General features: G+C 66.0%; 27 protein-coding genes. 12 read left to right on the top strand and 15 right to left on the bottom strand.

Annotated elements, in window-relative coordinates; genetic code table 11:
* Positions 1-44: 44 nt before the first annotated feature.
* The 6 genes from hypB to NOF53_RS00630 form a co-directional block, all read right to left on the bottom strand.
* Positions 45-806: a hydrogenase nickel incorporation protein HypB gene (gene hypB, locus NOF53_RS00655; RefSeq protein ID WP_255965042.1), complete on the bottom strand. Its 762-nt coding sequence runs from the start codon at positions 804-806 to the stop codon at positions 45-47.
* Positions 807-811: 5 nt separating this feature from the next.
* Positions 812-1141 (bottom strand): hydrogenase maturation nickel metallochaperone HypA, encoded by a 330-nt coding sequence (hypA, locus tag NOF53_RS00650; RefSeq protein WP_255965041.1) that lies wholly within the window; start codon positions 1139-1141, stop codon positions 812-814.
* A gap of 98 nt (positions 1142-1239) precedes the next feature.
* Positions 1240-2388, bottom strand: a complete 1149-nt coding sequence (locus NOF53_RS00645) for an acetyl-CoA C-acetyltransferase (RefSeq protein WP_255965040.1) — start codon at positions 2386-2388, stop codon at positions 1240-1242.
* Between the two features lie 9 nt (positions 2389-2397).
* Positions 2398-3015, bottom strand: a complete 618-nt coding sequence (locus NOF53_RS00640; protein WP_255965039.1) for a TetR/AcrR family transcriptional regulator — start codon at positions 3013-3015, stop codon at positions 2398-2400.
* 91 nt (positions 3016-3106) lie between these two features.
* Complete coding sequence (locus NOF53_RS00635; protein WP_255965038.1) at positions 3107-3910, bottom strand: SDR family oxidoreductase; 804 nt, start codon at positions 3908-3910, stop codon at positions 3107-3109.
* 92 nt (positions 3911-4002) lie between these two features.
* Complete coding sequence (locus tag NOF53_RS00630; protein WP_255965037.1) at positions 4003-5223, bottom strand: acyl-CoA dehydrogenase family protein; 1221 nt, start codon at positions 5221-5223, stop codon at positions 4003-4005.
* 48 nt (positions 5224-5271) lie between these two features.
* On the opposite strand from NOF53_RS00630, the gene fadD3 reads away from it, so the two are divergent.
* Genes fadD3 through NOF53_RS00605 form a run of 5 tightly spaced genes read left to right on the top strand, consistent with a single transcriptional unit; the run spans position 5272 to position 10875 of the window.
* On the top strand, positions 5272-6822 hold the full coding sequence (fadD3, locus tag NOF53_RS00625; protein WP_255965036.1) for a 3-[(3aS,4S,7aS)-7a-methyl-1,5-dioxo-octahydro-1H-inden-4-yl]propanoyl:CoA ligase: 1551 nt from the start codon (positions 5272-5274) through the stop codon (positions 6820-6822).
* Complete coding sequence (locus NOF53_RS00620; RefSeq protein WP_255965035.1) at positions 6819-7691, top strand: enoyl-CoA hydratase; 873 nt, start codon at positions 6819-6821, stop codon at positions 7689-7691. The genes fadD3 and NOF53_RS00620 overlap by 4 nt, the downstream gene beginning before the upstream one ends.
* A complete protein-coding gene (locus NOF53_RS00615) occupies positions 7692-8852 on the top strand; it encodes an acyl-CoA dehydrogenase family protein (protein ID WP_255965034.1) in 1161 nt (386 codons plus the stop codon).
* Positions 8849-9817 (top strand): acyl-CoA dehydrogenase family protein, encoded by a 969-nt coding sequence (locus NOF53_RS00610; RefSeq protein ID WP_255965033.1) that lies wholly within the window; start codon positions 8849-8851, stop codon positions 9815-9817. Before NOF53_RS00615 ends, NOF53_RS00610 begins: the two co-directional genes overlap by 4 nt.
* On the top strand, positions 9814-10875 hold the full coding sequence (locus tag NOF53_RS00605) for an acyl-CoA dehydrogenase family protein (RefSeq protein WP_255965032.1): 1062 nt from the start codon (positions 9814-9816) through the stop codon (positions 10873-10875). The genes NOF53_RS00610 and NOF53_RS00605 overlap by 4 nt, the downstream gene beginning before the upstream one ends.
* 24 nt (positions 10876-10899) lie before the next feature.
* Here the strand turns inward: NOF53_RS00605 and NOF53_RS00600 are convergent, their stop codons facing one another.
* The gene (locus tag NOF53_RS00600; RefSeq protein WP_255965031.1) at positions 10900-11724 is read right to left on the bottom strand and encodes an HAD family hydrolase; all 825 of its coding nucleotides are present in this window, start codon (positions 11722-11724) and stop codon (positions 10900-10902) included.
* A 65-nt stretch (positions 11725-11789) separates the two neighbouring features.
* Here NOF53_RS00600 and NOF53_RS00595 point away from each other — a divergent pair, with 65 nt between their 5' ends.
* Entirely contained in the window at positions 11790-12671 is an 882-nt protein-coding gene (locus NOF53_RS00595; protein ID WP_255965030.1) for an aldo/keto reductase, read from the top strand.
* 69 nt (positions 12672-12740) lie between these two features.
* On the opposite strand, the gene NOF53_RS00590 is transcribed toward NOF53_RS00595, so the two are convergent.
* Complete coding sequence (locus NOF53_RS00590) at positions 12741-13916, bottom strand: cytochrome P450 (RefSeq protein WP_255965029.1); 1176 nt, start codon at positions 13914-13916, stop codon at positions 12741-12743.
* A 143-nt stretch (positions 13917-14059) separates the two neighbouring features.
* Between NOF53_RS00590 and NOF53_RS00585 the strand changes: the two genes are divergently transcribed.
* Complete coding sequence (locus NOF53_RS00585) at positions 14060-14911, top strand: SDR family oxidoreductase (RefSeq protein WP_255965028.1); 852 nt, start codon at positions 14060-14062, stop codon at positions 14909-14911.
* Complete coding sequence (locus tag NOF53_RS00580) at positions 14908-15636, top strand: acetoacetate decarboxylase family protein (RefSeq protein ID WP_255965027.1); 729 nt, start codon at positions 14908-14910, stop codon at positions 15634-15636. Before NOF53_RS00585 ends, NOF53_RS00580 begins: the two co-directional genes overlap by 4 nt.
* Positions 15637-15712: 76 nt before the next feature.
* Here the strand turns inward: NOF53_RS00580 and NOF53_RS00575 are convergent, their stop codons facing one another.
* Positions 15713-16903: an MFS transporter gene (locus NOF53_RS00575; RefSeq protein ID WP_255965026.1), complete on the bottom strand. Its 1191-nt coding sequence runs from the start codon at positions 16901-16903 to the stop codon at positions 15713-15715.
* A gap of 156 nt (positions 16904-17059) precedes the next feature.
* On the opposite strand from NOF53_RS00575, the gene NOF53_RS00570 reads away from it, so the two are divergent.
* Entirely contained in the window at positions 17060-17503 is a 444-nt protein-coding gene (locus NOF53_RS00570; protein ID WP_255965025.1) for a MarR family winged helix-turn-helix transcriptional regulator, read from the top strand.
* A gap of 40 nt (positions 17504-17543) precedes the next feature.
* Here the strand turns inward: NOF53_RS00570 and thpD are convergent, their stop codons facing one another.
* The 4 genes from thpD to NOF53_RS00550 are packed head-to-tail and all read right to left on the bottom strand — an operon-like array spanning position 17544 to position 20671.
* Positions 17544-18458 (bottom strand): ectoine hydroxylase, encoded by a 915-nt coding sequence (thpD, locus tag NOF53_RS00565; protein ID WP_255965024.1) that lies wholly within the window; start codon positions 18456-18458, stop codon positions 17544-17546.
* Between the two features lie 35 nt (positions 18459-18493).
* Positions 18494-19171: a GntR family transcriptional regulator gene (locus tag NOF53_RS00560; RefSeq protein WP_255965023.1), complete on the bottom strand. Its 678-nt coding sequence runs from the start codon at positions 19169-19171 to the stop codon at positions 18494-18496.
* Positions 19158-19898, bottom strand: a complete 741-nt coding sequence (locus NOF53_RS00555) for a maleate cis-trans isomerase family protein (protein WP_255965022.1) — start codon at positions 19896-19898, stop codon at positions 19158-19160. The genes NOF53_RS00560 and NOF53_RS00555 overlap by 14 nt, the downstream gene beginning before the upstream one ends.
* A 32-nt stretch (positions 19899-19930) precedes the next feature.
* Complete coding sequence (locus tag NOF53_RS00550) at positions 19931-20671, bottom strand: maleate cis-trans isomerase family protein (protein ID WP_255965021.1); 741 nt, start codon at positions 20669-20671, stop codon at positions 19931-19933.
* 83 nt (positions 20672-20754) lie between these two features.
* Between NOF53_RS00550 and NOF53_RS00545 the strand changes: the two genes are divergently transcribed.
* Entirely contained in the window at positions 20755-21729 is a 975-nt protein-coding gene (locus tag NOF53_RS00545; RefSeq protein ID WP_255965020.1) for a D-2-hydroxyacid dehydrogenase, read from the top strand.
* 35 nt (positions 21730-21764) lie between these two features.
* On the top strand, positions 21765-23135 hold the full coding sequence (locus NOF53_RS00540; protein WP_255965019.1) for an amidase: 1371 nt from the start codon (positions 21765-21767) through the stop codon (positions 23133-23135).
* A 121-nt stretch (positions 23136-23256) separates the two neighbouring features.
* On the opposite strand, the gene NOF53_RS00535 is transcribed toward NOF53_RS00540, so the two are convergent.
* Together NOF53_RS00535 and NOF53_RS00530 are read right to left on the bottom strand one after the other, a co-directional pair.
* Entirely contained in the window at positions 23257-23751 is a 495-nt protein-coding gene (locus tag NOF53_RS00535) for a DUF3830 family protein (RefSeq protein WP_255965018.1), read from the bottom strand.
* Positions 23752-23783: 32 nt separating this feature from the next.
* Positions 23784-25025 (bottom strand): aspartate aminotransferase family protein, encoded by a 1242-nt coding sequence (locus tag NOF53_RS00530; RefSeq protein WP_255965017.1) that lies wholly within the window; start codon positions 25023-25025, stop codon positions 23784-23786.
* Between the two features lie 118 nt (positions 25026-25143).
* Here NOF53_RS00530 and NOF53_RS00525 point away from each other — a divergent pair, with 118 nt between their 5' ends.
* On the top strand, positions 25144-26592 hold the full coding sequence (locus tag NOF53_RS00525; RefSeq protein ID WP_255965016.1) for an NAD-dependent succinate-semialdehyde dehydrogenase: 1449 nt from the start codon (positions 25144-25146) through the stop codon (positions 26590-26592).

The following is a 26592-nucleotide window of genomic DNA, read 5'->3' as shown; positions in this document are numbered from 1 at the left end:
TGTCAACGCCGCTCAGACACCTCGGGCCAGTCGCGCACCGGGCGTTACTGCGCCGCGATCCAGTCGTACCACTGCCGCATGCCCTGTCCCGTGGTCGCGGACAGAGCGATCGCCTCGAGATGGGGGTTCACCGATCGCGCATACTTCGTGCAGAGATCCACGTCGAAGTCGACGTACGGCAACAAGTCCGACTTGTTCACGATCACCAGGTTCGCCGCCGCGAACATGTGCGGGTACTTCAGCGGCTTATCGGTGCCCTCGGTCACGGAAATCACCACCACCCGGGACTGCTCCCCGAGGTCGAACAGGGCGGGGCACACCAGGTTTCCCACGTTCTCGATGAACAACAAGGAGTTCGGACCGGGATCGAGTGCCGACAGCGCATCGCGCATCATCTCCGCGTCCAGGTGACATCCGGCACCCGTGTTCACCTGCACGACAGAGCAACCCGTCGCCTCGATTCGCTTGGCGTCGAGCATCGTCTCCTGATCTCCCTCGATCACCGAGACCGGTCGGTCGCCTCCGATGTCGGCGATGGTCCGCTCGAGCAATGTTGTCTTGCCGGACCCCGGCGAGCTCATAATGTTCAGCGCGAGCACGCCCCGTTCGGCCAGCCAACCCCGGTTGCGCTCGGCCGTCAGGTCGTTCTTGGCCAGCACCTTCTGCTCGAGTGTCACCGTCTCGTGCTCATGGGTGTGCGGGTGCTCATGGGTGTGCGGGTGGTCGTGTTCGTGCGGGTGCTCATGGGTATGGGGCCGGCTGACCCTGGTACCGGTGTCGTCGCCGCATCCGCAGGTGGCACACATATGCGTCAACTCACTTCCATCGAGAGGATACGTAACTCGCGACCCGAGGTGACCTCGACATCCGCACTCCCACACGGACACAGCAACACCAGGTCGGTGAGCGAGAAGGTCTCGCCGCACTGGCGGCAGTGCGCGCTGCCCGGCGACTGGTCGATGTCGAGCCGGGCACCATGCGCCACAGTTCCTTCGGTGACCAACTCGAAACAGAACTGCATCGAATCGGCGACCACCGCGGTCAACGCGCCCACCTGAACCCGCACACTGTGGACGGTCCGTCCACCCGCTTTCTCGCAGACGGCATCGACGACGCTCTGAGTGATTGCAAGTTCGTGCATCACGACCCCGCTTACGGACTCGTCACCTGTGGATACGAGGGTAGTCCTCGCGCCCCTCCCCCGTGAGCACTTGTCAACCGAGGGCGGTCAACAATCACTCACAGCCGTTCGATGATGGTGGCGTTGGCGGTGCCGCCGCCCTCGCAAATGGTCTGCAGACCGTAGCGGCCGCCAGTGCGCTCGAGTTCGTTGAGCAGCGTTGCCATCAATTTGGTGCCAGTCGCGCCCAGCGGATGTCCCAGAGCGATCGCGCCGCCGTTCACGTTGACCTTCGCCGGATCGGCCCCGATCTCCTTGTTCCACGCGAGGACGACCGGCGCAAAGGCCTCGTTGATCTCGACCAGGTCGATGTCGTCGATGCTCAGTCCCGTCTTCTCCAACGCGTGGCGCGTGGCCGGAATGGGCGCACTCAACATGAAGATCGGGTCGGCGCCGCGGGCACTGAGGTGATGGATGCGGGCGCGTGGCGTCAGACCGTAGCGTTCGACCGCTTCAGGGGACGCGAGCAGGACCGCGCTCGCGCCGTCGGAGATCTGGCTTGCGACTGCGGCCGTCAACCGGCCACCCTCGGTGAGCGTCTTCAACGACGCCATCTTCTCGAGGCTCGTCTCACGCGGACCCTCGTCCGTCGTCACCTCCCCGATCGGGACGATCTCGCGGTCGAAGCGGCCCTCCGCGATCGCCGTCCTCGCGCGCTCGTGGCTCTGCAACGCCCAGCGCTCGAGTTCCTCCCGGCTGATGTCCCACTTGTCCGCGATCAACTCCGCGCCGTGGAACTGCGACACCTCCTGATCGCCGTAGCGCTCCGCCCATCCCGTCGATCCGGCAAACGGGGTGTCGAATCCATATTGCTGACCCACTACCATCGCCGACGCGATAGGGATCTGACTCATGTTCTGCACGCCGCCGGCGAGAATCAGATCGGCGGTGCCACTGAGGATCGCCTGCGCGCCGAAGTGCACCGCCTGCTGGCTCGAGCCGCACTGACGGTCGACGGTGACCCCGGGGACCTCCTCTGGATAGCCGGCCGCCAACCATGCCGTCCGTGCGATGTTGCCCGCCTGGCCGCCGATCGCGTCGACGCACCCGAAGACGACGTCGTCGACGCCGGCCGGGTCGATGCCCGTGCGGGCGACGATCGCCTCGATCACGTGCGCACCCAGATCTGCGGGGTGCACGCCGGACAGGCCACCGTTCTTCTTGCCGATCGGTGTCCGAACGGCGTCGACGATGTATGCCTCGGTCATGGAGAACTCCTAGTCGATGATTCTGGGGCTCGCGAGTCCGTCGAGGACGATCGAGAGGTACTGCTTGGCGACCGTGTCGACGGTCAGGGAGCCACCGGGCCGGTACCAGCGCACGGCAACCCAGGCGGTGTCGCGCATGAAGCGGAACGCGAGCTCGATGTCGATGTCGGGGCGGAAACTGCCGTCCCGCACACCCGCCTCGAGCACCCCGACCCACAGCTCGCGGAATTCGGTGTTCAGTTCCGCCAGATAGGCGAAGCGTTCGTTGGCGACGAGGTGCTTCACCTCGTCCTGGTAGATCGCGACCGCGGAATGCGACGCGTCGATCGCCTCGTACGACGTGGTGACCAGCGCTTCGAGGGTCGCGCGGCTGTCGAGTCCGGACGCGACGATCTCGCGGTACTTGCCGAACAGGTCGTCGAGGAAGCCCCGTAGGATCTCGTCGACCATCGACTCCTTGGAGTCGAAGTGGTGGTAGAGGCTGCCCGACAAGATGCCCGCTGCGTCGGCGATATCACGGACGGTAGTGGCCCGCAGACCACGTTCCGCGAACAGCCGGGCCGCGATCTCGAGCAGCTCGGCCCGGCGTCCGGTCTTGGACGTCTCGTCGATTCGGGGTGCAGTCATCAATCCATCCTATCAACCAAGCGCTTGCTAGGGCCTTCGGCCCCGTGCGCGGTCAAGGAGTCCAGACGCTCGCTAACCGCGCACGGGGCGGCTACGCCCTCTGCGACGAAATCGACACGACCTCACCGGTGAGATACGTGGTGTAGTCGCTGGCGAGCATCGCGATGGTGGCGGCGATCTCCCACACCTCGGCGGCCCGCCCGAACGCCTCTCCCGACGCCAGCCTGTCGAGGAGTTCTTCGCTGGTGACCTTCGCGAGGAAAGCGTGCCGCGCGATAGACGGCGCGACGGCGTTGATCCGGACGCCGTACTCGGCGGCCTCGATCGCGCTGCAGCGGGTCAGGGCCATGACGCCGGCCTTCGCGGCCGCGTAGTGCGCCTGCGAGTGCTGGGCCCGCCACCCGAGGACCGACGCATTGTTGACCAGTACACCGTTGTGCGGGACCTCCTTGAAGTAGCGCAGCGCGGCGCGGGTGGCGCGGAACGTTCCGTTGAGCGTGATATCGAGGACGCGGTCCCACTCCTCGTCGGTCATGTCGACGAGTGGTGTCTCGCCGCCCAGTCCGGCGTTGTTGACGAGGACGTCGATCCGGCCGAGTCGTTCGGCGGCGCCGGCGATCAGCGCATTCACCTGCTCCGTGCTGGACACGTCACACGTCAGCGCCTCGACCACCTGGCCCGGGAATTCGGCGGCGAGCTTTTCCTGGGTCTCGCCGAGCCGTCGTTCGTGCCAGTCGGACACCAGCACGTCGGCGCCCTCGAGCAGGGCGCGTCGCGCGGACGCGTAACCGATGCCGGTGCCCGCTGCGGCGGTGACGACGACCTTCTTGTCTTTCAGCAGGTCGTGTCCCGGAGTCTCGACGGGCGCGGTGGCGAGTGGGGATGTCTGTGCCACCGGGCGGGGGGTGGGCTGTGTCACCGGGCGGGGGGTGGGCTGTGTCACCGGGCGGGGGGTGGGCTGTGTCACCGGGCGGGGGGTGGGCTGTGTCACGGTCGTGCCTCTCGGGGGAGTCCGAGCACGCGCTCGGAGATGATGTTGCGCTGGATCTCGTTGGATCCGCCGTAGATCGTGTCGGCGCGGGTGAAGAGGAACAGCCGCTGCCAGTCGCCCAGTTCCAGATGTTCGGGGTCCGTGACGTCCGACGACGGCCCGGTCGGGGCGAGTAGCGACGCCGCACCCTGCACGTCCATGGCCAGCTGACCGAGGTCGCGGTGCCAGTTGGCCCACAACAGCTTCGCAACGGACGCCTCCGCCCCGGAAGTCCCTGCGTCGACCGCTTCCAGGGTGCGCAGGGCATGCGCCCGCATCACCCGAAGCCCCACCCATGCGCGGGCGATCTTCTCGCGAATGTTCGGATCGGACGCTGCGCCGTTGGCACGCGCGAGGTCGACGATTTCCTGCAGTTCGCGGGCGAAACCGATCTGCTGTCCGAGCGTGGAGACGCCGCGTTCGAAGGTCAGCAGTCCCATCGCGACCCGCCAGCCCTCGCCCGGCTCCCCGACCACCAGATCCGCGTCGGTAGCGGCGTCGTCGAAGAACACCTCGTTGAACTCGGAGGTGCCGGTGAGTTGCTGGATCGGGCGCACGGTGACGCCCGGTTGATCGAGGGGGACGAGGAGGAAGCTGAGTCCCTGGTGTCGTTTCGAACCCGGCTCGGTGCGGCACAACACGAACGCCCACTGCGCCACGTGCGCGAGCGAGGTCCACACCTTCTGCCCGTTGAGCACCCACTTTCCGTCCTCGAGCCGAGCAGTGGTGGCGACGTTGGCGAGGTCGGAACCGGCGCCCGGCTCGGAGTAACCCTGCGCCCACAGTTCGGTGACCGTGTTGATTCCGGGCAGGAAGCGACGCTTCTGTTCCTCGGTGCCGAAGGCGATCAGCGTCGGGCCGAGCAGTTCCTCGCCCACGTGGCTGACCCTGGCCGGTGCCCGCGACTTCGCGTACTCCTGGTGGAACGTCACCTGCTGGGCCAGCGTGGCCCCGCGTCCGCCGTATTCCGCCGGCCAGCCGAGGCAGGTCCACCCCGCGGCGGCGAGGTGGCGGTCCCAGGCAAGCCGTTCCTCGAAGAACTCGTGCTCACTGCCGGGCCCACCCTTGCCTTTGAGGCGTGCGAAGTCGCCGGTCAGGTTCTCCGTCAGCCAGGTTCTCACGGTCTGTGCGAAGTCGTCGTCGGTGATCAGCCCATCCGGGCTCTCGCTCTGGTCCACGTCTGTAAGATAACCTACCAAGCACTTGCTAGGTAGGTAGGGAGCGAAGTGACCGCACAACCGACAACCACTCCGGCCGCCGTCATCGCGGCCGCCCACGACTTCGGTGAACGCGAAGCCGTGGCGGACGGCGACGTCCGTCTGACCTTCACACAGCTTCACGACCGTGTTCGCGATTTCGCCGCCGCACTGTGCTCACAGGACGTGCGACCCGGCGATCACGTCGCGGTGTGGTCGCCCAACACGTATCACTGGGTGGTCTCGGCGCTCGGCATCCACTACGCCGGTGCGACTCTCGTCCCGATCAACACCCGGTATACGGCTACCGAGGCCCTCGACATTCTCGAGCGCACCAAGACCACCGCACTGGTGGTCGCGGGCAACTTCCTCGGGACCGACCGGTACGCCTCGCTACGCGACGAGTCGAGCACCCTCGACCTACCGACCGTCGTCCGGGTTCCGGTCGACGGCGGCGACGTCGAGTTGCCCGGCGTCTTCGACTTCGACGACTTCCTCGCCCTCGCCGACGAGGACACCCGCGCCGAGGCCGACGCCCGCGCGGCCGCCGTATCCCCCGACGACGTCTCCGACGTCATGTTCACGTCGGGCACTACGGGCCGTAGCAAGGGTGTGATGAGTGCGCACCGGCAGTCGGTGGGCATCGCGCAGGTGTGGGGTGAGTGCGCCGAGGTGACCTCCGACGACAACTACCTCGTCATCAACCCCTTCTTCCACACCTTCGGGTACAAGGCAGGGTTCCTGGTGTGCCTGCTGAACGGCGCGACGGTGGTGCCGATGGCCGTGTTCGACGTGCCCAAGGTGATGGCGACCGTGCACGACGAGCAGATCACTGTGCTGCCCGGCGCCCCCACGATCTTCCAGTCGATCCTCGACCACCCCGACCGTCCCGAATACGACTTCTCGAGCCTGCGCGTCGCGGTGACCGGTGCGGCCGCGGTGCCGGTCGCCCTCGTCGAGCGGATGCAATCCGAGCTGACCTTCGAAGCAGTTCTCACTGCGTACGGCCAGACCGAAGCGGTAGTGATCACCATGTGCCGCACCGACGACGATCCCGTCACCGTCTCGACCACGTCGGGTCGGGCCATTCCGGGTATGGAAGTGCGAATCGGCGAGCGAGGCGAAATTCTCGTGCGCGGCAAGAACGTCATGCTCGGCTATCTCGACGACCCCGAGGCCACGGCTCACACCATCGAACCGGACGGCTGGTTGCACACCGGTGACGTCGGCACCCTCGACGAGCGCGGGTACCTGGACATCACCGACCGGTTGAAGGACATGTACATCTCCGGCGGATTCAACGTGTACCCCGCCGAGGTGGAGAACGCGCTGGCACGCCTCGACGGTGTGGCCGAGTCCGCGGTGATCGGTGTACCCGACGCGCGCATGGGCGAGGTCGGCCGGGCGTACGTCGTAACGAAAGCCGGTGCGTCCCTGAGCGAGGACGACGTGATCGCCTTCGGCAAGAAGCACCTCGCAGGATTCAAGGTCCCGCGCACGGTGCAATTCGTCGACTCCCTGCCCCGGAACCCCTCCGGGAAAGTAATGAAGAACATTTTGCGTGAGGAGAAATCATCATGACGGTCCCCGACGAGGGTGACGTCGTCACCTACGAGGTGCGTGACGGTGTCGCGTTCGTGACGCTCAACCGCCCCGACTACCGCAACGCCCAGAACTCGGTGATGACGTACGCGCTCGATGCCGCGTTCGAGCGGGCGGTCGAGGACGACGATGTGAAGGTGATCGTCCTCGCGGGCAACGGTAAGCACTTCAGCGCAGGGCACGACATCGGCACACCGGGCCGCGACCATCACGTCCACTACGAGAACAAGGCCGTGATGTGGTGGGACCACGTCGACAAGCCGGGCGGCGACCAGCGGTACGCCCGCGAGATGGAGGTCTATCTCGGGATGTGCCGCCGTTGGCGTGAGATCCCGAAGCCCACCATTGCGATGGTGCAGGGGGCGTGCATCGCGGGCGGCCTGATGCTGGCGTGGGTGTGCGACCTGATCGTGGCGTCCGACGACGCGTTCTTCTCCGATCCAGTCGTACGTATGGGCATTCCCGGAGTCGAATACTTCGCACATCCGTGGATGCTGAATCCGCGGTTCGCGAAGGAAATCCTCTACACCGGTGATCGATTTCCCGCTCAACGCGCCTACGAGGTAGGCATGATCAACCGCGTCGTTCCCCGCGAAGACCTCGAGAAGGAAACTCTCGCGATCGCCGGACGCATCTCGGCCATGCCGCGATTCGGGCTCGCGCTCACCAAGAAGGCCGTCAATCAATGCGAGGACCAGATGGGCATGCGGAACGGCATGGACTCCGTCTTCGGTCTGCACCACTTCGCCCATGCGCACAACGCCGAGATCGACACCGACCCCCTCGGTGGCATGGATGCCAAGTCGATGGCGGCCAGCGCCCGTAACTCGAACGAGGGGAAGAAGTAGGTGGATCTCGACTTCGACGACGCCACCATCGCCTTCCGCGACGAGGTCCGCACCTTCCTGCGCGAGAACGTGCCGTCGCGTCCCCTGCCGTCGATGGACACGGCCGAGGGATTCGAGGCTCACCGGCAGTGGGAACGCACGCTCGCCGACGCCAGGCTGTCGGTGGTGTCGTGGCCGGAGGAGCTCGGCGGCCGCGGCGCCTCGCTCCTGGAGTGGGTCGTGTTCGAGGAGGAGTACTATCGCTCCGGCGCACCGGGGCGCGTCAGCCAGAACGGCATCTTCCTGTTGGCGCCCACACTGTTCGAGCACGCCAACGCGGAGCAGCTCGGAAAAATCATGCCGCGCATGGCCCGCGCCGACGACATCTGGGCACAGGCCTGGTCGGAGCCGGAGTCGGGCAGTGACCTGGCCTCACTGCGTTCCACGGCCCGCCGCGTCGACGGCGGCTGGGTACTCAACGGACAGAAGACGTGGAGTTCGCGGGCGAGCTTCGCGGACTGGGGCTTCGGACTGTTCCGGTCCGACCCGGATGCCCAGCGGCACAAGGGCATTACGTATTTCATGTTCGACCTGCGCTCGAAGGGTGTGACCGTGCGGCCGATCGATCAGCTGGACGGTGAACCCGGTTTCGCGGAGATCTTCCTCGAGGACGTGTTCGTCCCGGACGACCCCGCGAACCCCGGCGAGTCCGGAGTGATCGGCGGCGTGAACGAGGGCTGGCGCGTGGCGATGAGCACCGCGTCCAACGAACGCGGACTGTCGCTGCGCAGCCCGGGCCGTTTCCTCGCGACGGTCGATCGGCTGGTCGATCTGTTCCGGGACAGCGGACGCACCGACGACACGGCCCTGCGAAACCAGGTCGCCGACGCCTGGATCGGCGCCCGCGCCTACCAGCTGAACACGTTCGGCACCGTCACGCGACTGGCCGACGGCGGGCAGCTGGGCGCCGAATCGTCGATCAACAAGGTGTTCTGGTCGGAGTGGGACATCGCCACCCACGAGACCGCACTCGAATTACAGGGCGCCTCGGCGGAGCTCGCGGACAACTGGATGGACGGTTACCTGTTCTCCCTGTCAGGCCCGATCTACGCCGGCACGAACGAGATTCAGAAGAACGTGATCGCCGAGCGGCTGCTCGGCCTACCCAAGGCGGATAAATGAGGTTCGCGCTCGACTCCTCCCACCAGGACTTCGCATCCAGTATCGATGCGTTGCTGTCGAAGTCCGACATGCCGTCGGTGATCCGGTCCTGGAACCGCGGCGACACCGATCCCGGATTGAAGCTGTGGCAGCGTCTGGCCGAGACCGGGGTCAATGGGTTGCTGATCGGTGAGGAGCACAACGGTCTGGGCGCCGACGCCGTCGATCTCGTCGTCGCCGTGGAACAACTGGGACGCCATGCCGTGCCGGGTCCGGTGGCCGAGACCATCGCCGTGGCACCGCAGTTACTGGCACAGGCCGCACCCGGGCGCCTGTCCGCCCTCGCCGAAGGCTCGCTGGTCACTGTGGCAGCTCCCCCGCGTGTACCGTTCGCCGTCGATGCGGACACCGCGGACCTCGTACTGCTCGCCGAGGATTCGTCACTTCATATCGGTGATCCGGGAGTGGTACAGGATTCCGTCGACCAGTCCCGCCGTCTCTTTCCGGTGACCGCCGGCGAACACCTGGGCGGGATCGACAGCGCACCCGCGTTCGACCTGGGCGCGCTCGCGACCGCGGCGCAGCTGCAGGGCCTCGGACAGACCCTTCTCGACGTCACCACCGACTACGCCAAGCAGCGCAAGCAGTTCGGCAAGGTGATCGGGCAGTTCCAGGCCATCAAACATCACCTGGCCGAGGTGGCTGTCGGCCTCGAGATGTCCCGGCCGCTTCTGCACGGAGCGGCGCTGTCGGTTCGGGACGGTTCCACGGACGCCCCTCGTGACGTCTCCGCCGCGAAGGTGGCCTGTGGTGACGCCGCCTACCGTGCGGCGCGCGCGGCACTACAGGTGCACGGCGCAATCGGGTACACCCAGGAACATGACCTGTCGCTGTGGCTCACCAAGGTTCGAGCACTCGTCACCGCCTGGGGTACACCGTCTTTCCACCGCGGTCGCGTCGTCGAGTCCCTCGTGGGTGCGTCATGAGCTTCGACAACGACGAACGGGCAGACCTCCGGGCGTCCGTGCGCGACCTGCTGTCCAAGCATTCCGACTCCCGCGCCGTCCGCCGCGCAATCACCACCGAGCACGGTTACGACGAGAGCCTCTGGAGAAGACTGTGCGAGCAGATCGGCGTCGCAGCACTTGCGATCCCGGAGAAGTACGACGGCGTCGGCGCCTCCCTGCTCGAAGTGCATGTAGTGCAGGAAGAACTGGGTCGCACACTCACGCCGTCACCGATGCTGGGCAGCGCAGTCCTCGCTGGGCAGACCCTGCTGCTGTCCGGTGACGACGACGCCTGCGCCCGACTACTTCCAGATATCGCCGCGGGTCCGCAGGCCGCGCTGTGCTGGGCAGGGCCCGACGGCTGGTCCCATTTCGGGGTCACCGCGGCGGGCGAGACTCTTTCGGGGACAGCACACTACGTCCTCAGCGGTGATGTCGCCGACCTGCTGCTCGTCCTCACCGACGACGGCCTGTTCGAAGTCGCGGCGAGAGCGGACGGCGTGACCCGTCGTCGGGTGCCCGCGATGGATCCGACGCGAACGCTGTCCGAGGTGAGCTTCGCCGACGTAACCGCACGCCGACTGGTGTCGACTCCTGATCTCGTCGAACGTATCCGTGCCGTCGCGCTGATCGCGTTGTCGGCGGAACAGGTCGGCGCGGCCTCCGCGGCATTGGAGCAGACGGTCGAATACGCGAAGTCGCGCAAGCAGTTCGGCCGGGCCATCGGGTCGTTCCAGGCGCTCAAGCACCGCATGGCCGACATGTACGCCTTGGTAGAGACCGCCAGGTCGATGTCGTACGCCGCGGCGCTGTCGGGTACGTACGAGGACGCTGTCATCGCCAAGGTGTACTGCTCCGAAGCGCTGCAGTCGGTGGCAGCCGAGGCCATCCAACTCCACGGCGGTATCGCGATCACCTGGGAGCACGACACCCAGCTCTACTTCAAACGCGCCCACGGCAGCGCCCAGCTCTTCGGGCAGCCTCGGGAGTACCTACACCAGCTCGCCCAGGCGGCTTCGCCGCCCGTGCGTGGTTGACGAGTCTCTGGACTCGCTAACCACTCACGGGGGCGAAGCGCCTACCAGCTCCTCCAGGTACGTCGCGACTGCGTCCTCGTCGTTGCTCGGCAGGACCCGGCCGGCCAGCGCCCGGACCTCGGCAATGGCGTTCGACGGGCACAGCGCCGTCCCGGCCCAGGCCAACATGGGCAGGTCGTTGATCGCGTCGCCCACGACGGCCACCTCGGAAGCTCCGATTCCGTCGAGGGCACACAGTTCGGCGAGTGCACTGGCCTTGGACACACCCGATGCAGCCATCTCCACGTACGGCGCACCGGAGTGTGTCAGCTCGACACCGTCGACACCGGCGGCCAGCGCCGCGCGGTACAAGTCCGAACTCGACACCTCCGGGTGCCGGGCGACAATCTTGACCATCGGCTCGTCCAGGTCGGGCAAGAGCTCCGACAGCGACATTTCGTGGGGGTGCCGGTGATGGTCGGCGAAGTCGCACAGCGCGGCATACGCCGGCTCGGCAACGAAACGGGTGGGCCCGACGTTTGCGAACACGACGCCCGGCAGCAGCAGCCGCACCCTGCTCATCGCGGCCGAGGCCGAAGCCATCGCGATCGACGTCGTGGCCGTCACCACCGGGGTGCCGTCGGCGAGGTCGAGGACCACGGCCCCGTTGGCGCAGATTGCCCGGCCCCGAAACCCACACGACTGCGCCAGTTCGTGCACCGAATGACGGGCCCTGGCGGTTGCCCACACGACCTCGATACCGAACTGCCGCGCCTTTTCCATCGCTTGTGCGGTGCGGGACGAGATCACCCGGTCCGAGCGCAACAGGGTGCCGTCGAGGTCGGTCGCGAGGAGCCGGATTTGCGTCACCTCCGCATGATGCCAGGCCGGCTCGTTGCGCCCTGCACACCATCACAGTCGATAACCTGGACACCATGAGTCCTCGAGTACCGCACATCGTGCTGAATTCCGGAACCACCATCCCGCAACTCGGCCTGGGAGTGTGGCAGGCCACCAACGACGAGACCGAACACGCTGTCCGGTTCGCCATCGACGAGGCGGGATACCGACACATCGACACTGCCGCCGCATACGGCAACGAGGAGGGGGTCGGGCGCGGCATCTCCAACTCGGGCGTCGACCGGGAGGACATCTTCCTCACCACCAAGCTGTGGAATTCCGACCAGGGTTATGAGCCGGCGTTGAAGGCTTTCGACGCCAGCCGGAGCCGGCTCGGCGTCGACTACGTCGACCTCTACCTCATCCACTGGCCGCTGCAGGACGACGACCGCATTCTTCGCACCTGGGACGCGATGGAGAAGATCGCGGCGTCCGGGAAGGCCAAGGCAATCGGGGTGTGCAACTTCGAGCCACGGCACCTGCAGTTGCTGGCCGATCGGGGAGGCGTCGTACCGGCCGTCGACCAGGTGGAACTGCACCCTCATCTGGCGCAGCAGGAGATCCGCAAGTACGGCGCCGAACACGGCATCGCGGTGGAGTCGTGGAGCCCGCTGGGCGGCACCAGCAACTCCGGTTGGGGCAGGGACTCGAAACCCAACACGTTGCTCACCGACCCGATCATCACCCGTATCGGCGACCGGCACAGCAAGACCGCGGCACAGGTGCTGATCCGCTGGCATCTGCAAAACGGGCTGATCGTCATCCCGAAGTCGGTGCACGACGCACGCATCGCCGAGAACATCGACGTCTTCGACTTCGAGCTCACCGAGCAGGACCTCAGCGAGATCGAGACGATGGACGACGGCACACGCGTCGGCGCCCACCCGGACGAGCTGAACATCGGCGCCCCGGAGTAGGCGGCTCCGCCGCCCGTGAGTGGTTAACGAGTCCAGAGACTCGCTAACCACTCACGGGTGCGAAGCGCCTCACCACTTCACCGGCATCTCCTCCAGCCCGGACACGAAGTTGGCGGGGCGGCGGCGCAGCGGCCCGTCGTCGACGAGCATCATGTCGGGCAGCCTCGACAGCAGCTGTTCAAACATGATCTTCGCTTCGAGCCGGGCGAGTTGGTTGCCGAGGCAGAAGTGGGTGCCGAAGCCGAACGCGACGTGCGGGTTCGGTGACCTCGAGATGTCGAAGCGGTTCGGGTCGTCGAATATTGACTCGTCGAAGTTCGCCGATTCGAACAGCAACATCATCTTCTCGCCCTGCCGCAGTTGCGTGCCGAAGAAGTCGACGTCGCGAGTGACGGTGCGGCACATGTTCTTGATGGGCGAGGACCATCGGAGCATTTCTTCGATGGCCGCCGGAATGCCGTCCGGGTCGCGGACCAGACTCGCCTGCTGGTCGGGATGACGCATCAGCTGTTCCATCCCCCCGCTCAGGACGTGCCGCGTGGTTTCGTCGCCGCCGATCAGGATCAGCAGGGTTTCGCCCACGATGTCCTCGTCGCTGAGGCGGTGTCCGTCTATTTCGCTGTGCACGAGGATGCTGGTGAGGTCGTCGGTCGGATTCTTCCGGCGGTCGGCGATCGTGCGGTGGGTGAATTCGGTGAATGCCAGGTAGGCGTTCAGCTGGGCCTGCAGGCTTTCTTCGGTGACGTTGCTGCCGAGTGCATTCATGAGATCGTCGGACCATTGCAGGAAGGTGTCGCGTTCTTCGGGGCGCACACCGAGCATGTCGCCGACCACGGCCATGGGTAGCGGTGCCGCCAGATCACGGACGAAGTCCGCCTCGCCCTTGTCGCACACCGCATCGATCAACTGGTCGCAGATTTCGCGGATCCGGCCGATTTTGGCCTCCACCTTCTTGCGGGTGAAGCCCGCATTGACCAGGCGACGATGCTGCAAGTGCTGCGGGTCGTCCATGTCGATCATCTGCGGCAGCGGACCGACTCCGGGCCTGATCCCGCCCGCGTTGGAGAACAGATCCGGATCGCGCTCCGCGGTGAGCACCGCTTCGTAGCTGGCCGCCCCGAGGATGCCGTCTGCGCGGTACACCGGTTCGTGGGCGCGCATCCAGGCGTAAGCCGCCCGCGGATCTCCGAGTTCGCCCGAATAGAACCGCCCGTCGATCAGATCGAATTCCGGCCTGTTCCCCATCGACGTGCTCCTCAGCATTGAATCCTGCGAACCGTGCCCCGATAATAGAACGTGTTCTTACTATGAGACAGGGGTATAGCGGCAAGTTCTCGCTGATCGGTGCCTCAGAATTGACACGAGTTCTCACAACTGGAGGTCGGCACGTGGGTAACAACGACGGCGACAGCGGACTCGCCAAGATGTCGGTGCTCGTCACCGGCGGCGGAAGCGGCATCGGGTTGGGCATCGCCACCGCGCTGGCGGCGGCCGGTGGCCACATCACGATCTGTGGGCGCAATGAGGAGAAGCTCTCCGCCGCCGCAGCCGGGATCGAGGCCGACAACCCGTCCGGGACCGTCGTCACCGTCGTCGCCGACGTCACCGCCGAGGACGACGTCGTCCGCGCGGTCGCGAAGGCAAGCGAGCGCACCGGACGGCTGGACGGTGTCGTGGCCTGCGCCGGCGGGAACGAAACCGTGGGACCGGTGACGCAGCTCGACGTCGACGCGTGGCGACGGACGGTGGATCTGAACGTCACCGGGACAATGCTGACGATCAAGCATTCCGCACGGGCGCTCGTTGACGCGGGCGGTGGTTCCATCGTGACGATCTCCTCGATCGCCAGCAGTAACACGCACCGATGGTTCGGCGCCTACGGCCCGTCGAAGGCCGGAGTCGATCACCTGACCCGGCTTGCCGCGGACGAACTGGGTGCATCCAATGTCCGCGTCAACTGCATCCGCCCTGGGCTCACCCGCACCGACCTGGTCGCGCTCATCACCGACGGCGGTCCCGTTCTGGACGACTATATGGCCAACACCCCCATCGCCCGAGTCGGCGAAGTCACCGACATCGCCGCGCTCGCGAAGTTTCTCCTCGGGCCTGAGTCGTCGTGGATCACCGGCCAGGTCATCAACGTCGACGGCGGGCAGATGTTGCGCCGCGGACCCGACTTCCGCTCGATGTTCGAGCCCATGTTCGGCGCGGATGCACTGCGGGGAGTGGTCGCACCGTGACCTCTCATCAGGTGCTGGGCAAGCAGGTGGACATGCCGGTCGAGATTCGGCAAGCCTCGGCTTTCACGGCGATGTACTCGGTGCCGACCGGTGCCGCGCAGTCGTTGATCGACTACACGGGACTCGAGATCCTGCAGTTCCGGCCCGGCCGCGGCATCTGCGCGCTGGTGTTCGTCGACTACGTGGACGGCGATCTCGGGCCCTACAACGAATTCGGCGTGATCTTCCTCGTCCGCGATCATCGAACCGACAGCACCTCGGTTCCGCAAGATCTGAAGGCATTGGCGAGGGGACGAGCCGGCGCTGTGATTCATCAGCTACCCGTCGACGGCGACTTCACCCTCGCCGCCGGGAGGGGCATCTGGGGTTTCCCGAAGGTGCTGGCCGACTTCGACGTCGATCATGTCAGCTCCGTCAAGAGGGCGTCGGTCTCTCAGGATGGCCGGTTGATAGCTCAGCTCAGCGTCAAACAAGGCATATCGCTTCCCGGTTCGGGTGCCAACGCCTCCCTCGCGGCGTACTCACACCTCGACGGGGTGACCCGGTTCACCACCTGGGATATGAACCCGAGTGGTGTCCGTTCCCGACCGGGCGGCGCGGCACTCAAACTGGGCAGCCATCCGATTGCCGACGAACTGCGGACCCTCGGCCTCCCGAAGCGAGCGTTGGTCACGTCGTCCATCCCCAAACTCCGGATGACATTCGGAGACGCCCAGCCTGTCTGACCCCAGAGGTTGCTCAGCACACGAGCACGATTTCGTTACCCGTGTTTCGGTGTCGCGGCGAGTTCGGCAGGCGTTGCTAGACCGACACTGTCGACAGTTCTTCATCCCGCACCGGGGCGCGACGGTCGAGCACGGTGGCGAGAACGAGAACGACGAGGGCACCTCCGGTCAGTGCGGCGCCCATCCAGATCGGCGAGGTGAATCCGAGACCCGCTGCAATGGTGATGCCACCGAGCCACGCACCGAGAGCGTTGCCTACGTTGAACGCCGCAATGTTCGCTCCGGACGCCATCGTGGGAGCTTCCTTGGCATAGTTCATGATTCGCATCTGCAGGCCCGGGACGGTCGCAAACCCGAACGCGCCCATCAGGAACAGTGCCACGATGGTCATCGGCTTGCTCCCGGCAGTGAGAGCGAACACTACGAGGACGACGGCCAGCACCGCCAGGATGGTGATCAGGGTGCGGGTCAGCGCCTTGTCCGCGGCACGCCCGCCGAGGAAGTTGCCGACGAACAAGCCGCCGCCGAAGAGGACGAGCAACCACGGAACACTGGTGGATGCGAATCCACCGACCTCGGTGAGGGTGAAGGCGATGTACGTGAAGGCACCGAACATGCCGCCGAACCCGAGGACCGTGACGGCGATCGAAAACCACACTTGCGGGGAGCGGAATGCGCGCAGTTCTCCGCGTAGTCCGGCCGAGGCGGGATCGCTCGCACGAGCGAGCACCGGCACCAGCGTCGCAATTCCGATCAGAGCGATCACGCCGATAACGGTGATGGCCCAGAACGTCGAACGCCATCCGAACTGCTGACCGAGGAAGGTGCCGAACGGAACTCCGAGGACGTTGGCGATGGTGAGTCCGGCGAACATCATCGCAATGGCACCCGCCTTCTTGCTTGCGGGGACCAGATCTGCCGCGAGCACGGAACCGATGCCGAAGAACGCACCGTGGCACAGGGCCGCAAGGATGCGCCCGGCCATCATGACCTCGTAGGTAGGCGCCAGCGCCGACAGCAGATTTCCGCCGATGAACAGCACCATCAAGAATTCGAGGACACGCTTGCGGTCGAAGCGCGTGACGGCGGCGGTGATGACGATGGCTCCGACGGCCACAGACAAGGCATAGCCGGAGATGAGGTAGCCGGCCACAGACTCGCTCACCCGGAAATCGGCCGACACCTCTGGCAGCAATCCCATGATGACGAATTCGGTGAGACCGATTCCGAAGCCGCCCATGGCGAGGGCGAGCAGACCCAGTGGCATCGCAGCCACTCCTTTCGTACAGATCGGGAGATAAAACCACTAGCTCGAATACCGCGCCTGCATTAGTTGCAGGCGCGGTATAAATAGTTGCATACGCCTGCTATGTGCGCAAGCTGGTATTCTGGTTCCGGCAGTCGTATTCCCAGGAGGTGGCCCATGGCAGTCGCTGATGACGCCGTCGAGATCCGGTCGCAAGGCTGGCGCACACTCGCCGCCCTGCACGGACTACTCGAGGCAGAACTCGAGCGCGCCTTGCAGCGCGGACACGATCTCTCCGTAGTGGAATACACGGTGCTCGACGCCCTCAGCCGCCAGGACGGCTGGCACATGCGCATGGCGCAACTCGCCCGCGCGGCGGCGCTGAGCAGCAGCGCCACCACCAGGCTGGTGAACCGTCTGGAAAACCGCGGACTGCTCACCCGCATCCTGTGCGACGACGACCGCCGCGGCATCTACACCGAGCTCACCCCCGCGGGCCGGGCAGCGTTGGACCAGGCGCGTCCCACCCACGACACCACGCTGGAAGCGGCGCTCGATCAGGCTGCCGAGGTTCCCGAACTCGCCCACCTCGCCCGCATACTGCACGAACTCCCTGTATAGGTGGGCTGCGCAGCGCGCCAGGGCACGCTGCGCCACTCGCTCAGGACAGCGGCGTGAAGTCGCGCGACGCGATGTACTCCGGCCGCGGACGCGCCGCGGCGAACGGCTCTACAAGTGTGTTCTCGACGCTGTTGAACACGAGGAAGATGTTCGACCGCGGGAACGGTGTGATGTTGTTGCCCGACCCGTGCATGACATTCGAGTCGAACCACAGCGCGGTTCCCGCGGCGCCGGTGAACTGCTCGATCCCGTACTCCGCTGCCATGCGGGTGACATCCTCCCGCCGGGGAACCCCGACTTCCTGAGAGACCAGCGAGGACGCGTAGTTGTTCTCAGGTGTAGCACCCACACACTGGACGAAACTGTTGTGCGATCCGGGCATCACCATCAGCGACCCGTTGAACGGGAAGTTCTCGGTGAGCGTGATCGAACAGCTGACCGTCCGGGGAATCGGGAGGCCGTCCTCGGCGTGCCAGGTCTCGAAGTCGGAATGCCAGTAGAAACCGGTGCCCTTGAAACCGGGCATCGAGTTGATCCGGCTTTGATGGATGTACACGTCGGAGCCGAGGAGCTGCCGCGCGCGGTCGAGGATTCTGCCGTCGCGGACGAGTTCGGCGACCAGCGCACTGCACCGGTGGACGTCGAAGACGGAGCGGACCTCGTCTGTGCCGCGTTCGGTGATGACCCGCCCGCTCTCACGCATCTGCGCATCGTGGGACAGTCGGGCGAGCTCCTCCCGGAAGACCACGACCTCGTCCGCGCCCAGCAGGTTCTCGACGATGGTGAAGCCTCGGGCCTCGTGACGCTCGAGGGCGGCGGCGTCGAAGGGTCCGTCGGACGGGCATCCCCACACAGCAGGTTCGTTCCGCGCAAGCGTCGAGGGCTCCGCGCTGATCCGAGTCGGGTAGTGATCGGGGCTGTTCGTCTGTTCCTGGACCTGAGCTACCTGAGTCATGTGCCCTCCTCGGCGCGTTCCTTCTCTTCAGTGTTCTACGAGGACAAAGTCCTCTGATCGGCGCGCAGGCGCTGAACGGCATCGTCGAGATGCTCAGCCAGCAATTCCTGCACCCCTTCACGTGTACCCGTTCTGATCGCCGCTCGCAGCTCGTCGTGTTCTCGGGCTTGCTCTCGAATGTCCTCGTAGGTGGTCTGAAGTGCGCCGAGACACATCCGAGTTTCGATCAGCAAGGTCCGTGCTGCACGCACCAGCCGGGGACTCGCCGCGCTCTCCACCAGAATCTGATGAAACAGCTGGTCGGCGTCCGATACAGCAGCGGCGTCACCGCGCTCCGCGGCCGCCTTCATTGCGATGACCGGTGGTTCGAGAGCGCGGTAGACGTCCTCCCTGAGCCCGTCGTCGAAGATCATCTCGAGTGCACCCCGTTCGATCACCGACCGGCTGCGATACACGTCGACGACGTCGTCGAGGGTCAGCTCGATCACGAAGATGCCTCGATGACGGATGCTGTGGAGGATTCCCTCGGAGACCAGCCTCTGCATGGCCTCCCGCAGCGGCCCGCGCGACACCTGGAAGTGCGCGGCCAGTTCCGCCTCCCCCAGCTGTGTGCCGGGCTCGAGTGCGCCCTTCATGATCGCATCCCGCAGTCGATCTGCGATGAACTCGGCAGTCGATTGACGACTGACGGGTTCCAGGTCAGTCAGAGCCATGACTGTGGCCTTTCTCGAACAAGGTTCCTAACGACGGATGCACCGCCGTGTGGCCGGCGAGGCGCAGGCCTTCCCAGATGGTCACCTGGTTTGCCGTGAGCACCGGCTTGCCGAGGCGCTGCTCGAGCGTACTCAGCGCGCCCAGCGTCCTCATGGCCGTATCGGGGACGAGGAGGGCTTCCGCATCCGGGTGATCGTTCTCGACCGCGAGCGCGACCACTTCTTCCGGCGTGAGCAACCCGACCTCGGATGCGGTGTCGATGCCGGCACTCGACATGGACAGCACCTCGATACCGGCGGCAGCGAGGAACTCGACGAACAATGTCGCGACGTCCTCGGGGTAACTCGCCGCAACCGCGACGCGGGTGATGCCGAGGGCGTGCAGTGCGTTGACGAACGCAAAACTGGTGCTCGAAGTAGGAACACCGGTCGCAGCGGCGAGAGCCTCCGCCTGCCGGCGCGCTCCGTCGGGTCCGTAGACGAAGCTTCCCGAGGTGCAGGCCCATACGACGGAGTCCGGTGCGCTGCCTGCAAGGAGGGCGGCGCCGCCGGCGAGCTTCTCGGGACTGCCGAGTTCCAGCAGTTCCGGTACCGCATGCAGGTCGGTGCCGTAGATGTGCACGACCGGCAGGTCCACCCCGAGCATGTCGGCAGCGAACGGGTAGTCGTCCTCGGCTGCGTGGTCCGGGTAGATAAATCCCACGGTCGGTGCCTGCAGGCTGGTCATGCGTTCTCCTCTGTCGGTGTCGTGAGGTCCGGTCAGAAAACGTTGCGGAGCCATTTGCCGGGTCCTGACATCGGGAGTTTCATCCGGCCGAGGCATGCCCAGATCGTGAGCTGATTGGCGGTGAGGACGGGTTTGCCGAGTTCCGCCTCGAGCGGGGCGATCACGTCGTAGGTGGGGAGGTTGGTGCAGCTGACGAAGATGGCTTCCGATTCCGGGTCGTCGGCGGCGATGATGCGTTCGGCGATGGTCCGATAGTTGACCTTCCAGATTCCGCCGCCGAGTCCGAGGTGATCGGACCGCACCACTTCTGTTCCCGCTTCGTGGAGAAAGCTGTGCAGCCGTTCGGTCAGTGCTGCGTCGTAGGGGGTGATCACCGACACCTTGCTCAGCTCGAGGTGTTCGATCGCTTCGAGGAGGGCGCCCGACGTCGTGATCGCATGCTGGGCGCCTGCCTCACAGATGGCGTCGCACAGCTTCCGTTCGTGCTGGATACCTTTGATGAAACTCCCGGACGTGCAGAGGTAGGCAACGACTTCGGGTTCCACGTGCATCACATCACGGGTTGCCGTCATGAGGTGCCGACGCTCGGACACGAGTTCTGCCATCTCCAGGCTCACCGGAACCGGCTCGTACGGAGTGCGCGCCAAATGCAGGCTCACCTCCAGCGGAGCCCATCGCCACAGCTCGCGTTCGAGCGCGAGATCGAACGGGGCGATGATGCCGATCCCCCGTTGCGCGATTGGCCCTTCGAATTCGGGAATGTTCAGTTCCAATACCGGGCCTCACCTTCGCTTCGGCAACGCCTGAGCCTTTGCAGATTGTTGACAATCATACGAGCTACTCATACGGTGTCAACGTGAGTCGGAAACCGATCGTCGCGGTGCTACATGCCCAGGTCCTGCCGAGTGACGAACTCATGGCGCCGGTCAATTCTCGCGCCGAGGTTCGCTACACGGACGAGGCCGGGTTGGCCCGTGCGCTCGACGGCGCCGACGTCTTGTTCCTCTACGACTTCTTGACCGACGCCGTCCCGGGCGCATGGCACGCCGCCGCCTCACTGCAGTGGCTCCACATCGCCGCCGCCGGGGTGGACCCGGTGATGTTTCCCGAGGCCCGGGACAGCGACGTCACCATCACCAATTCACGGGGCGTATTCGACGGCGCCATCGCCGAGTACGTACTGGCACAGATCCTCTCGTTCGCCAAGGACCTCCCGGAATCGCTGCGGCTGCAGCAGTCTCACACGTGGAAACACCGGGAGTCCGAACGCATCGCCGGGCGCACCGCGCTGATCGTCGGCACCGGACCCATCGGACGTGCAGTGGCCCGGCTTCTCCATGCGGTCGGCATGAACGTCCGCGGGTCGGGGCGCCTGGCGCGCGAAACCGATCCCGACTTCGGCGTCGTCACGTCGGCGGATGACCTGCCCGAACAGCTAGCCGACGCCGACTATGTCATCGCCGTGGCACCCCTCACCGAACAGACTCGTCACATGTTCTGTGCCGAGACGTTCGCGGCGATGAAGCCGGGTGCCCGGTTCGTCAACGTCGGCCGCGGCGAACTCGTCCGCACCGACGACCTGGTGGAGGCACTGCGGTCGGGGACGATCGCCGGCGCCGCACTCGACGTGTTCGACACCGAACCGCTGTCAGCGGATCACCCGTTGTGGGACATGCCGAACGTCTCGATTACGCCACACAATTCGGGTGACTTCGCCGGATGGCGCGATGCGCTGATTACCGTGTTCACCGACAACTTCGAACGTTGGGTTGCTGGGCACCCCCTCGAAAACGTCGTAGACAAGCATCTCGGGTACGTACCGAGCCGATGAAGCAGGGGCCGACCGTCCAGGCTGAAGGAGTCTCTATGAATCCCACCGACATGACCGCCGTCGAACTAGTCACGGCCTACTCGTCCGGAGAGCTGTCGCCCGTAGAGGCAACGCAGGCGATTCTCGACGCCATCACCGAGCGTGACCGCGACATCAATTCATACTGCCTCGTCGACGCCGAACGAGCACTGGCCCAGGCGAAGAAGTCGGAGGAGCGCTGGAATACCGGTTACTCCAAGGGCTTGCTCGACGGCGTACCGATTTCCATCAAGGACATCTTCCTCACCGACGGATGGCCGACGCTCCGCGGTTCACAGGCGATCGACGAGGATCAACCGTGGGACGTCGACAGCCCGGTCGCCGCAAGGCTTCGCGAAGACGGGATGGTCTTCCTCGGCAAGACCACCACTCCCGAGATTGCGTGGAAGGCGGTCACGGACAGCGCCCTGTGCGGTGTTACCCGCAACCCTGCCGACCCGACCAAGACGGCCGGTGGTTCCTCCGGCGGAAGCGCGGCCGCTGTAGCAGCAGGTCTGGGCCCGTGCTCGGTGGGCACCGACGGCGGCGGCAGCGTGCGGATCCCGGCATCTTTCTGCGGGGTCGTCGGCTTCAAACCCACGCACGGTCGTATTCCCCTGTTCCCGGCGAGCCCATTCGGGCCGTTGGCGCACGCCGGTCCCCTCACCCGGACGGTGGAGGACGCCGCACTGCTGATGGACATCATGTCTCTGCCCGACCCCCGCGATCCCACGTCACTCGCCCCCTTCCCCACCACCTTTCGCGGTGAAATCGGCCGTGATGTCGTCGGACTCGGTGTCGCCTACTCGCCGACACTCGGCTACGTCACCGTCGATCCGGAAGTGCGGGCGATCGTCGACCGGGCGGTCCGGTACCTCGACTCGGCCGGTCTGCCGGTCACGGTCGCCGACCCCGGATTCACCGACCCCCTGGACGCTTTCGAGCTCCTGTGGGCGACCGGTGCGGCCGCGATGTTGAAAAACTTCCCCGAAGGGGCGCGTGACAAGGTCGATCCCGGTCTGGCCCAGGTGTGGGAGCGCGGCGACACGTTCAGCGCCGTCGACTATCTCGACGCACGGGCGGTTGCTGCGGACATCGGCATCACGATGGGCAAGTTCCACTTCACGCACAACGTCTTGCTGACGCCCACGGTCCCCATTCCCGCGTTCGAGGCCGGCTACGACGTTCCGCCGGGCAGCGATTTCACCAGCTGGCCGCAGTGGACCCCGTTCTCCTACCCGTTCAACCTGACGCAGCAGCCGGCGATCAGCATCCCCGTGGGCAGGACCGCAGCGGGACTGCCCGTCGGACTCCAGATCGTCGGACCGCGACACTCGGACGACCTGGTACTCGCTGTCGCGCGCTTCGCCGAGCACGTGCTGGCCTGAAACAGAGGCGGAGTCGATCCGCAGACCTTCGCAGCGCGTCGCACCCCCGTCACCCGGCGCGACACGTACGGAAGGTCTGCGGATCGATACCCTGACCGTCCCGAACGCGGTATCCGCGACGTCAGGCCCGGGCGAAGCTCATCGTCTCGCCCTCGACTCCGCGCATCCAGAGGTCGTTGCATGCGGCCGCCAGTTCGGGGAGGCCCTCTTCGATGGCGGCGAATACGTTGCCAGGCACCCAGCCGACGTCGCCGTTGAGCAGCAGGTTGTTGCGGCCGTAGAAGATCGCAAGGTCGGTGGCACCCTGTTCGGCATGTGCCTCGGAGCCGGGTTCGTACCCGTAGGCGGAGTTGCCGATCTCCCAGGGTTCGAAGTCGAAGAGGCACACGTCGCCGGGAATCGGTGTGACGGTGGGATTCTCGCGGTGCGGTGCCGCGGTGATGCGCGGGATCAGGGTGTACACCTCGTTGCGGGCATACTTGGCGTGGTACGCGTCCCCACTCTGCGGGAGCGCGTTCCACACCGCGTCGCAGGTGAGCGGTGCGTCGTCGTCGAGAAGACGGGCGCGGCAGGTCACGCCGCGCTTGTCCAGGCTGATGGTGATGTAGCGAGCCACGATTCCTCCTTGCTATCGCCCACGAGTGCGGGTCAGATCTCGTCGAGTACTTCGGACCAGATTTTCAGGGCGTCCTCGATCTGTTCCGCCGTCACGATGAGCGGTGGAATCATCCGTACCACGTTCATGTGGGCGCCGCAGGTCAAGAGCAGCAGGCCCTTCTTCGCGGCGAGCTGCTGCGCCGCAGACGCTTTCGTCCGGTCCGCGCTGCCGTCGGCGGCCGTGAACTCGCTGCCCACGAGCAGTCCGAGACCACGGACGTCGCCGATCCCGTCGATGGCGCGGGCGCGCGCACCGTCGAGCAACTGGACTCCCCGCGCGGCGGCGTTGGCCACGAGGTCTTCCTTCTCGATCACCTCGAGCGTCGCGACCGCGGCCGCGCAGGAGACGGCGTTGCCGCCGTAGGTTCCGCCCTGCGAACCCGGCCAACCCTTGGCCATCAGCTCCTCGGACGCCGCGATCCCCGACAGCGGGAAACCGCTGGCCAGACCCTTGGCGATGGTGATGATGTCGGGCCGGACGTCGAAGTGCTGGTGCCCGAAGAACTTGCCGGTGCGGCCGAACCCGGTCTGGATTTCGTCGATGACGAGCAGGATGCCGTACCGGTCGGCGCGCTCGCGGAGCCCCTGGAAGAACGCGGTGTTGCCGGGCACATACCCGCCCTCACCGAGGACGGGCTCGACGACGAACGCCGCCGTCTCGTTCGGCGCGGTGAGGGTCGCGAAGATGTAGTCGAGTTCCTTCAGCGCGAACGCGGTCGCCTCCTCCTCGGACCAGCCGTAGCGGTAGGCGTTGGGGAACGGTGCCACATGCACGCCGCCCATCAGCGGGCTGAAGCCGGCCGAGAACCGGGTGCCGGACGTGGTCATCGTCGCCGTCGCCACCGTGCGGCCGTGGAAGCCGCCGTGGAAGACGATGACGTTCGGCCGGCCGGTCGACTGGCGGGCGAGGCGCAGCGACGCCTCTACTGCCTCACTTCCCGAGTTCGCGAAGAACAGCGAGTCCAGGTTTTCGGGCAGCACCGATCCCAGCCGATCGACCAGCTCGAGCATCGGCTGGTGCATGACCGTCGTGTACTGGCCGTGAATCAGGGACCCGACCTGCCTGCGCGCGGCTTCCACGACGTGCGGATGGCAGTGTCCGGTGCTGGTCACCCCGATTCCCGCGGTGAAGTCGAGATACCGATGACCGTCGGTGCCGTAGAGGTAGCACCCCTCACCGTGGTCGACCGTCACGGGTGTGGCTTGTGCGAGCAGCGGAGATAGCCGAGTCACGAGAACCCTCCCACACGTAGATGCCGCCGGTCGTGCCGCAGCAATTGCATTGTCAGATTGTTGACAATCTGTATAACATGGACGGCGTCACTTCGGCAACGGAGAATGGGGAGAAACCATGCTCGAGGAAGCAGCAATCGCATCGGTGCCGACCGGCCTGTTTATCGGCGGCAAGTGGCGCGACAGCGCTCGCACCATGCCGGTCCATGATCCGTCCACGGGGCAGATCCTGTGCACGGTCGCCGACGCCGACGCCGCGGAGGCCCGCGAGGCGCTCGACGCGGCGGTGGCGGCGCAACCGTCCTGGGCGGCCACGACACCCCGCGAACGCAGCACCATCCTCATGAACGCGCACCGACTGCTGCTCGAGAACGTCGACCGGCTGGCGCTGGTCATGACGCTCGAGATGGGCAAGCCCCTCACCGAGGCTCGGGGCGAAATCGCCTACGCCGCAGAGTTCTTCCGCTGGTTCGCGGAGGAGGCCGTCCGCATCGACGGCGGCTACATGACGGCGCCCGGCGGCGGGTCGCGGTTCCTCGTGACCCGCCAGCCCGTGGGGCCGAGCCTGCTCATCACCCCGTGGAACTTCCCGATGGCGATGGGCACCCGGAAGATCGGGCCCGCGATCGCCGCCGGGTGCACGTCCGTCATCAAGCCGGCGGCCCAGACGCCGCTGTCGATCCTGGCGCTCGCCGACATCCTCACCGAGGCCGGGCTGCCCGACGGCGTCGCCAACGTCGTCACCACGTCCAGCCCCGACGAGGTCATCACTCCCCTCATCCTCGACGGCAGGGCCCGCAAGCTCTCGTTCACCGGTTCGACCAAGGTCGGGAAGCACCTGCTCGAACTGTGCGCCCGCACGGTCATGCGCACCTCCATGGAACTCGGCGGCAACGCGCCGTTCCTCGTCTTCGACGACGCGAATCTCGACGACGCGGTCGACGGGGCGATGGCGGCGAAGATGCGCAACATCGGCCAGGCCTGCACGGCCGCCAACCGAATCCTCGTGCACAGTTCGGTTGCCGAGGAATTCACGCGCAAATTCACGCAGCGGATGGAGGCCCTGCCCGTCGGGCGCGGCACGGAGGACGGCGTCGTGGTCGGGCCGTTGATCGACGAGGACGCCGTGTGCAAGGTCAGCAGTCTCGTCGCGGACGCGATCGAGCGCGGCGCCTCGGTGCTCACCGGCGGCGAGGCACTCGACCGCCCGGGCAACTTCTACCCGGCGACGGTCCTGACGGGTGTGCCCGACGACGCCGAGATGTGCCACAACGAAATCTTCGGCCCCGTGGCCGCGATCAGCACCTTCGACACCGAGGCGGAAGCGATCGAGCGGGCCAATGACACCCCGTACGGGCTGGTCGCCTACGTGTACACCGAAAGCCTCAAGCGCGGCATCCGCGTGTGCGAAGCGCTCGAGTCGGGCATGGTCGGACTCAACCAGGGAGTGGTGTCCAACCCGGCCGCGCCGTTCGGCGGCGTGAAGGAATCCGGGCTCGGGCGCGAAGGCGGGACCACCGGCATCGACGAATTCCTCGAGACCAAATACATCGGCGTCGCCGTCTAG

It is taken from the genome of Rhodococcus tibetensis, from assembly GCF_024438035.1.
Taxonomy (GTDB): domain Bacteria; phylum Actinomycetota; class Actinomycetes; order Mycobacteriales; family Mycobacteriaceae; genus Rhodococcus_F; species Rhodococcus_F tibetensis.
This window is presented reverse-complemented; position numbering and strand designations above follow the sequence as displayed.

Excerpts from the sequence above, each read along its gene's own strand:
- NOF53_RS00540 (WP_255965019.1), top strand. The coding sequence starts at position 21,765 with ATGAATCCCACCGACATGACCGCCGTCGAACTAGTCACGGCCTACTCG.
- NOF53_RS00560 (WP_255965023.1), bottom strand. The coding sequence starts at position 19,171 with ATGGCTCTGACTGACCTGGAACCCGTCAGTCGTCAATCGACTGCCGAG.
- NOF53_RS00645 (WP_255965040.1), bottom strand. The coding sequence starts at position 2,388 with ATGACCGAGGCATACATCGTCGACGCCGTTCGGACACCGATCGGCAAG.
- thpD (WP_255965024.1), bottom strand. The coding sequence starts at position 18,458 with ATGACTCAGGTAGCTCAGGTCCAGGAACAGACGAACAGCCCCGATCAC.
- NOF53_RS00640 (WP_255965039.1), bottom strand. The coding sequence starts at position 3,015 with ATGACTGCACCCCGAATCGACGAGACGTCCAAGACCGGACGCCGGGCC.
- NOF53_RS00590 (WP_255965029.1), bottom strand. The coding sequence starts at position 13,916 with ATGGGGAACAGGCCGGAATTCGATCTGATCGACGGGCGGTTCTATTCG.
- NOF53_RS00610 (WP_255965033.1), top strand. The coding sequence starts at position 8,849 with ATGAGGTTCGCGCTCGACTCCTCCCACCAGGACTTCGCATCCAGTATC.
- NOF53_RS00605 (WP_255965032.1), top strand. The coding sequence starts at position 9,814 with ATGAGCTTCGACAACGACGAACGGGCAGACCTCCGGGCGTCCGTGCGC.
- hypB (WP_255965042.1), bottom strand. The coding sequence starts at position 806 with ATGTGTGCCACCTGCGGATGCGGCGACGACACCGGTACCAGGGTCAGC.
- NOF53_RS00555 (WP_255965022.1), bottom strand. The coding sequence starts at position 19,898 with ATGACCAGCCTGCAGGCACCGACCGTGGGATTTATCTACCCGGACCAC.
- NOF53_RS00525 (WP_255965016.1), top strand. The coding sequence starts at position 25,144 with ATGCTCGAGGAAGCAGCAATCGCATCGGTGCCGACCGGCCTGTTTATC.
- NOF53_RS00595 (WP_255965030.1), top strand. The coding sequence starts at position 11,790 with ATGAGTCCTCGAGTACCGCACATCGTGCTGAATTCCGGAACCACCATC.
- NOF53_RS00570 (WP_255965025.1), top strand. The coding sequence starts at position 17,060 with ATGGCAGTCGCTGATGACGCCGTCGAGATCCGGTCGCAAGGCTGGCGC.
- NOF53_RS00575 (WP_255965026.1), bottom strand. The coding sequence starts at position 16,903 with ATGCCACTGGGTCTGCTCGCCCTCGCCATGGGCGGCTTCGGAATCGGT.
- NOF53_RS00620 (WP_255965035.1), top strand. The coding sequence starts at position 6,819 with ATGACGGTCCCCGACGAGGGTGACGTCGTCACCTACGAGGTGCGTGAC.
- hypA (WP_255965041.1), bottom strand. The coding sequence starts at position 1,141 with ATGCACGAACTTGCAATCACTCAGAGCGTCGTCGATGCCGTCTGCGAG.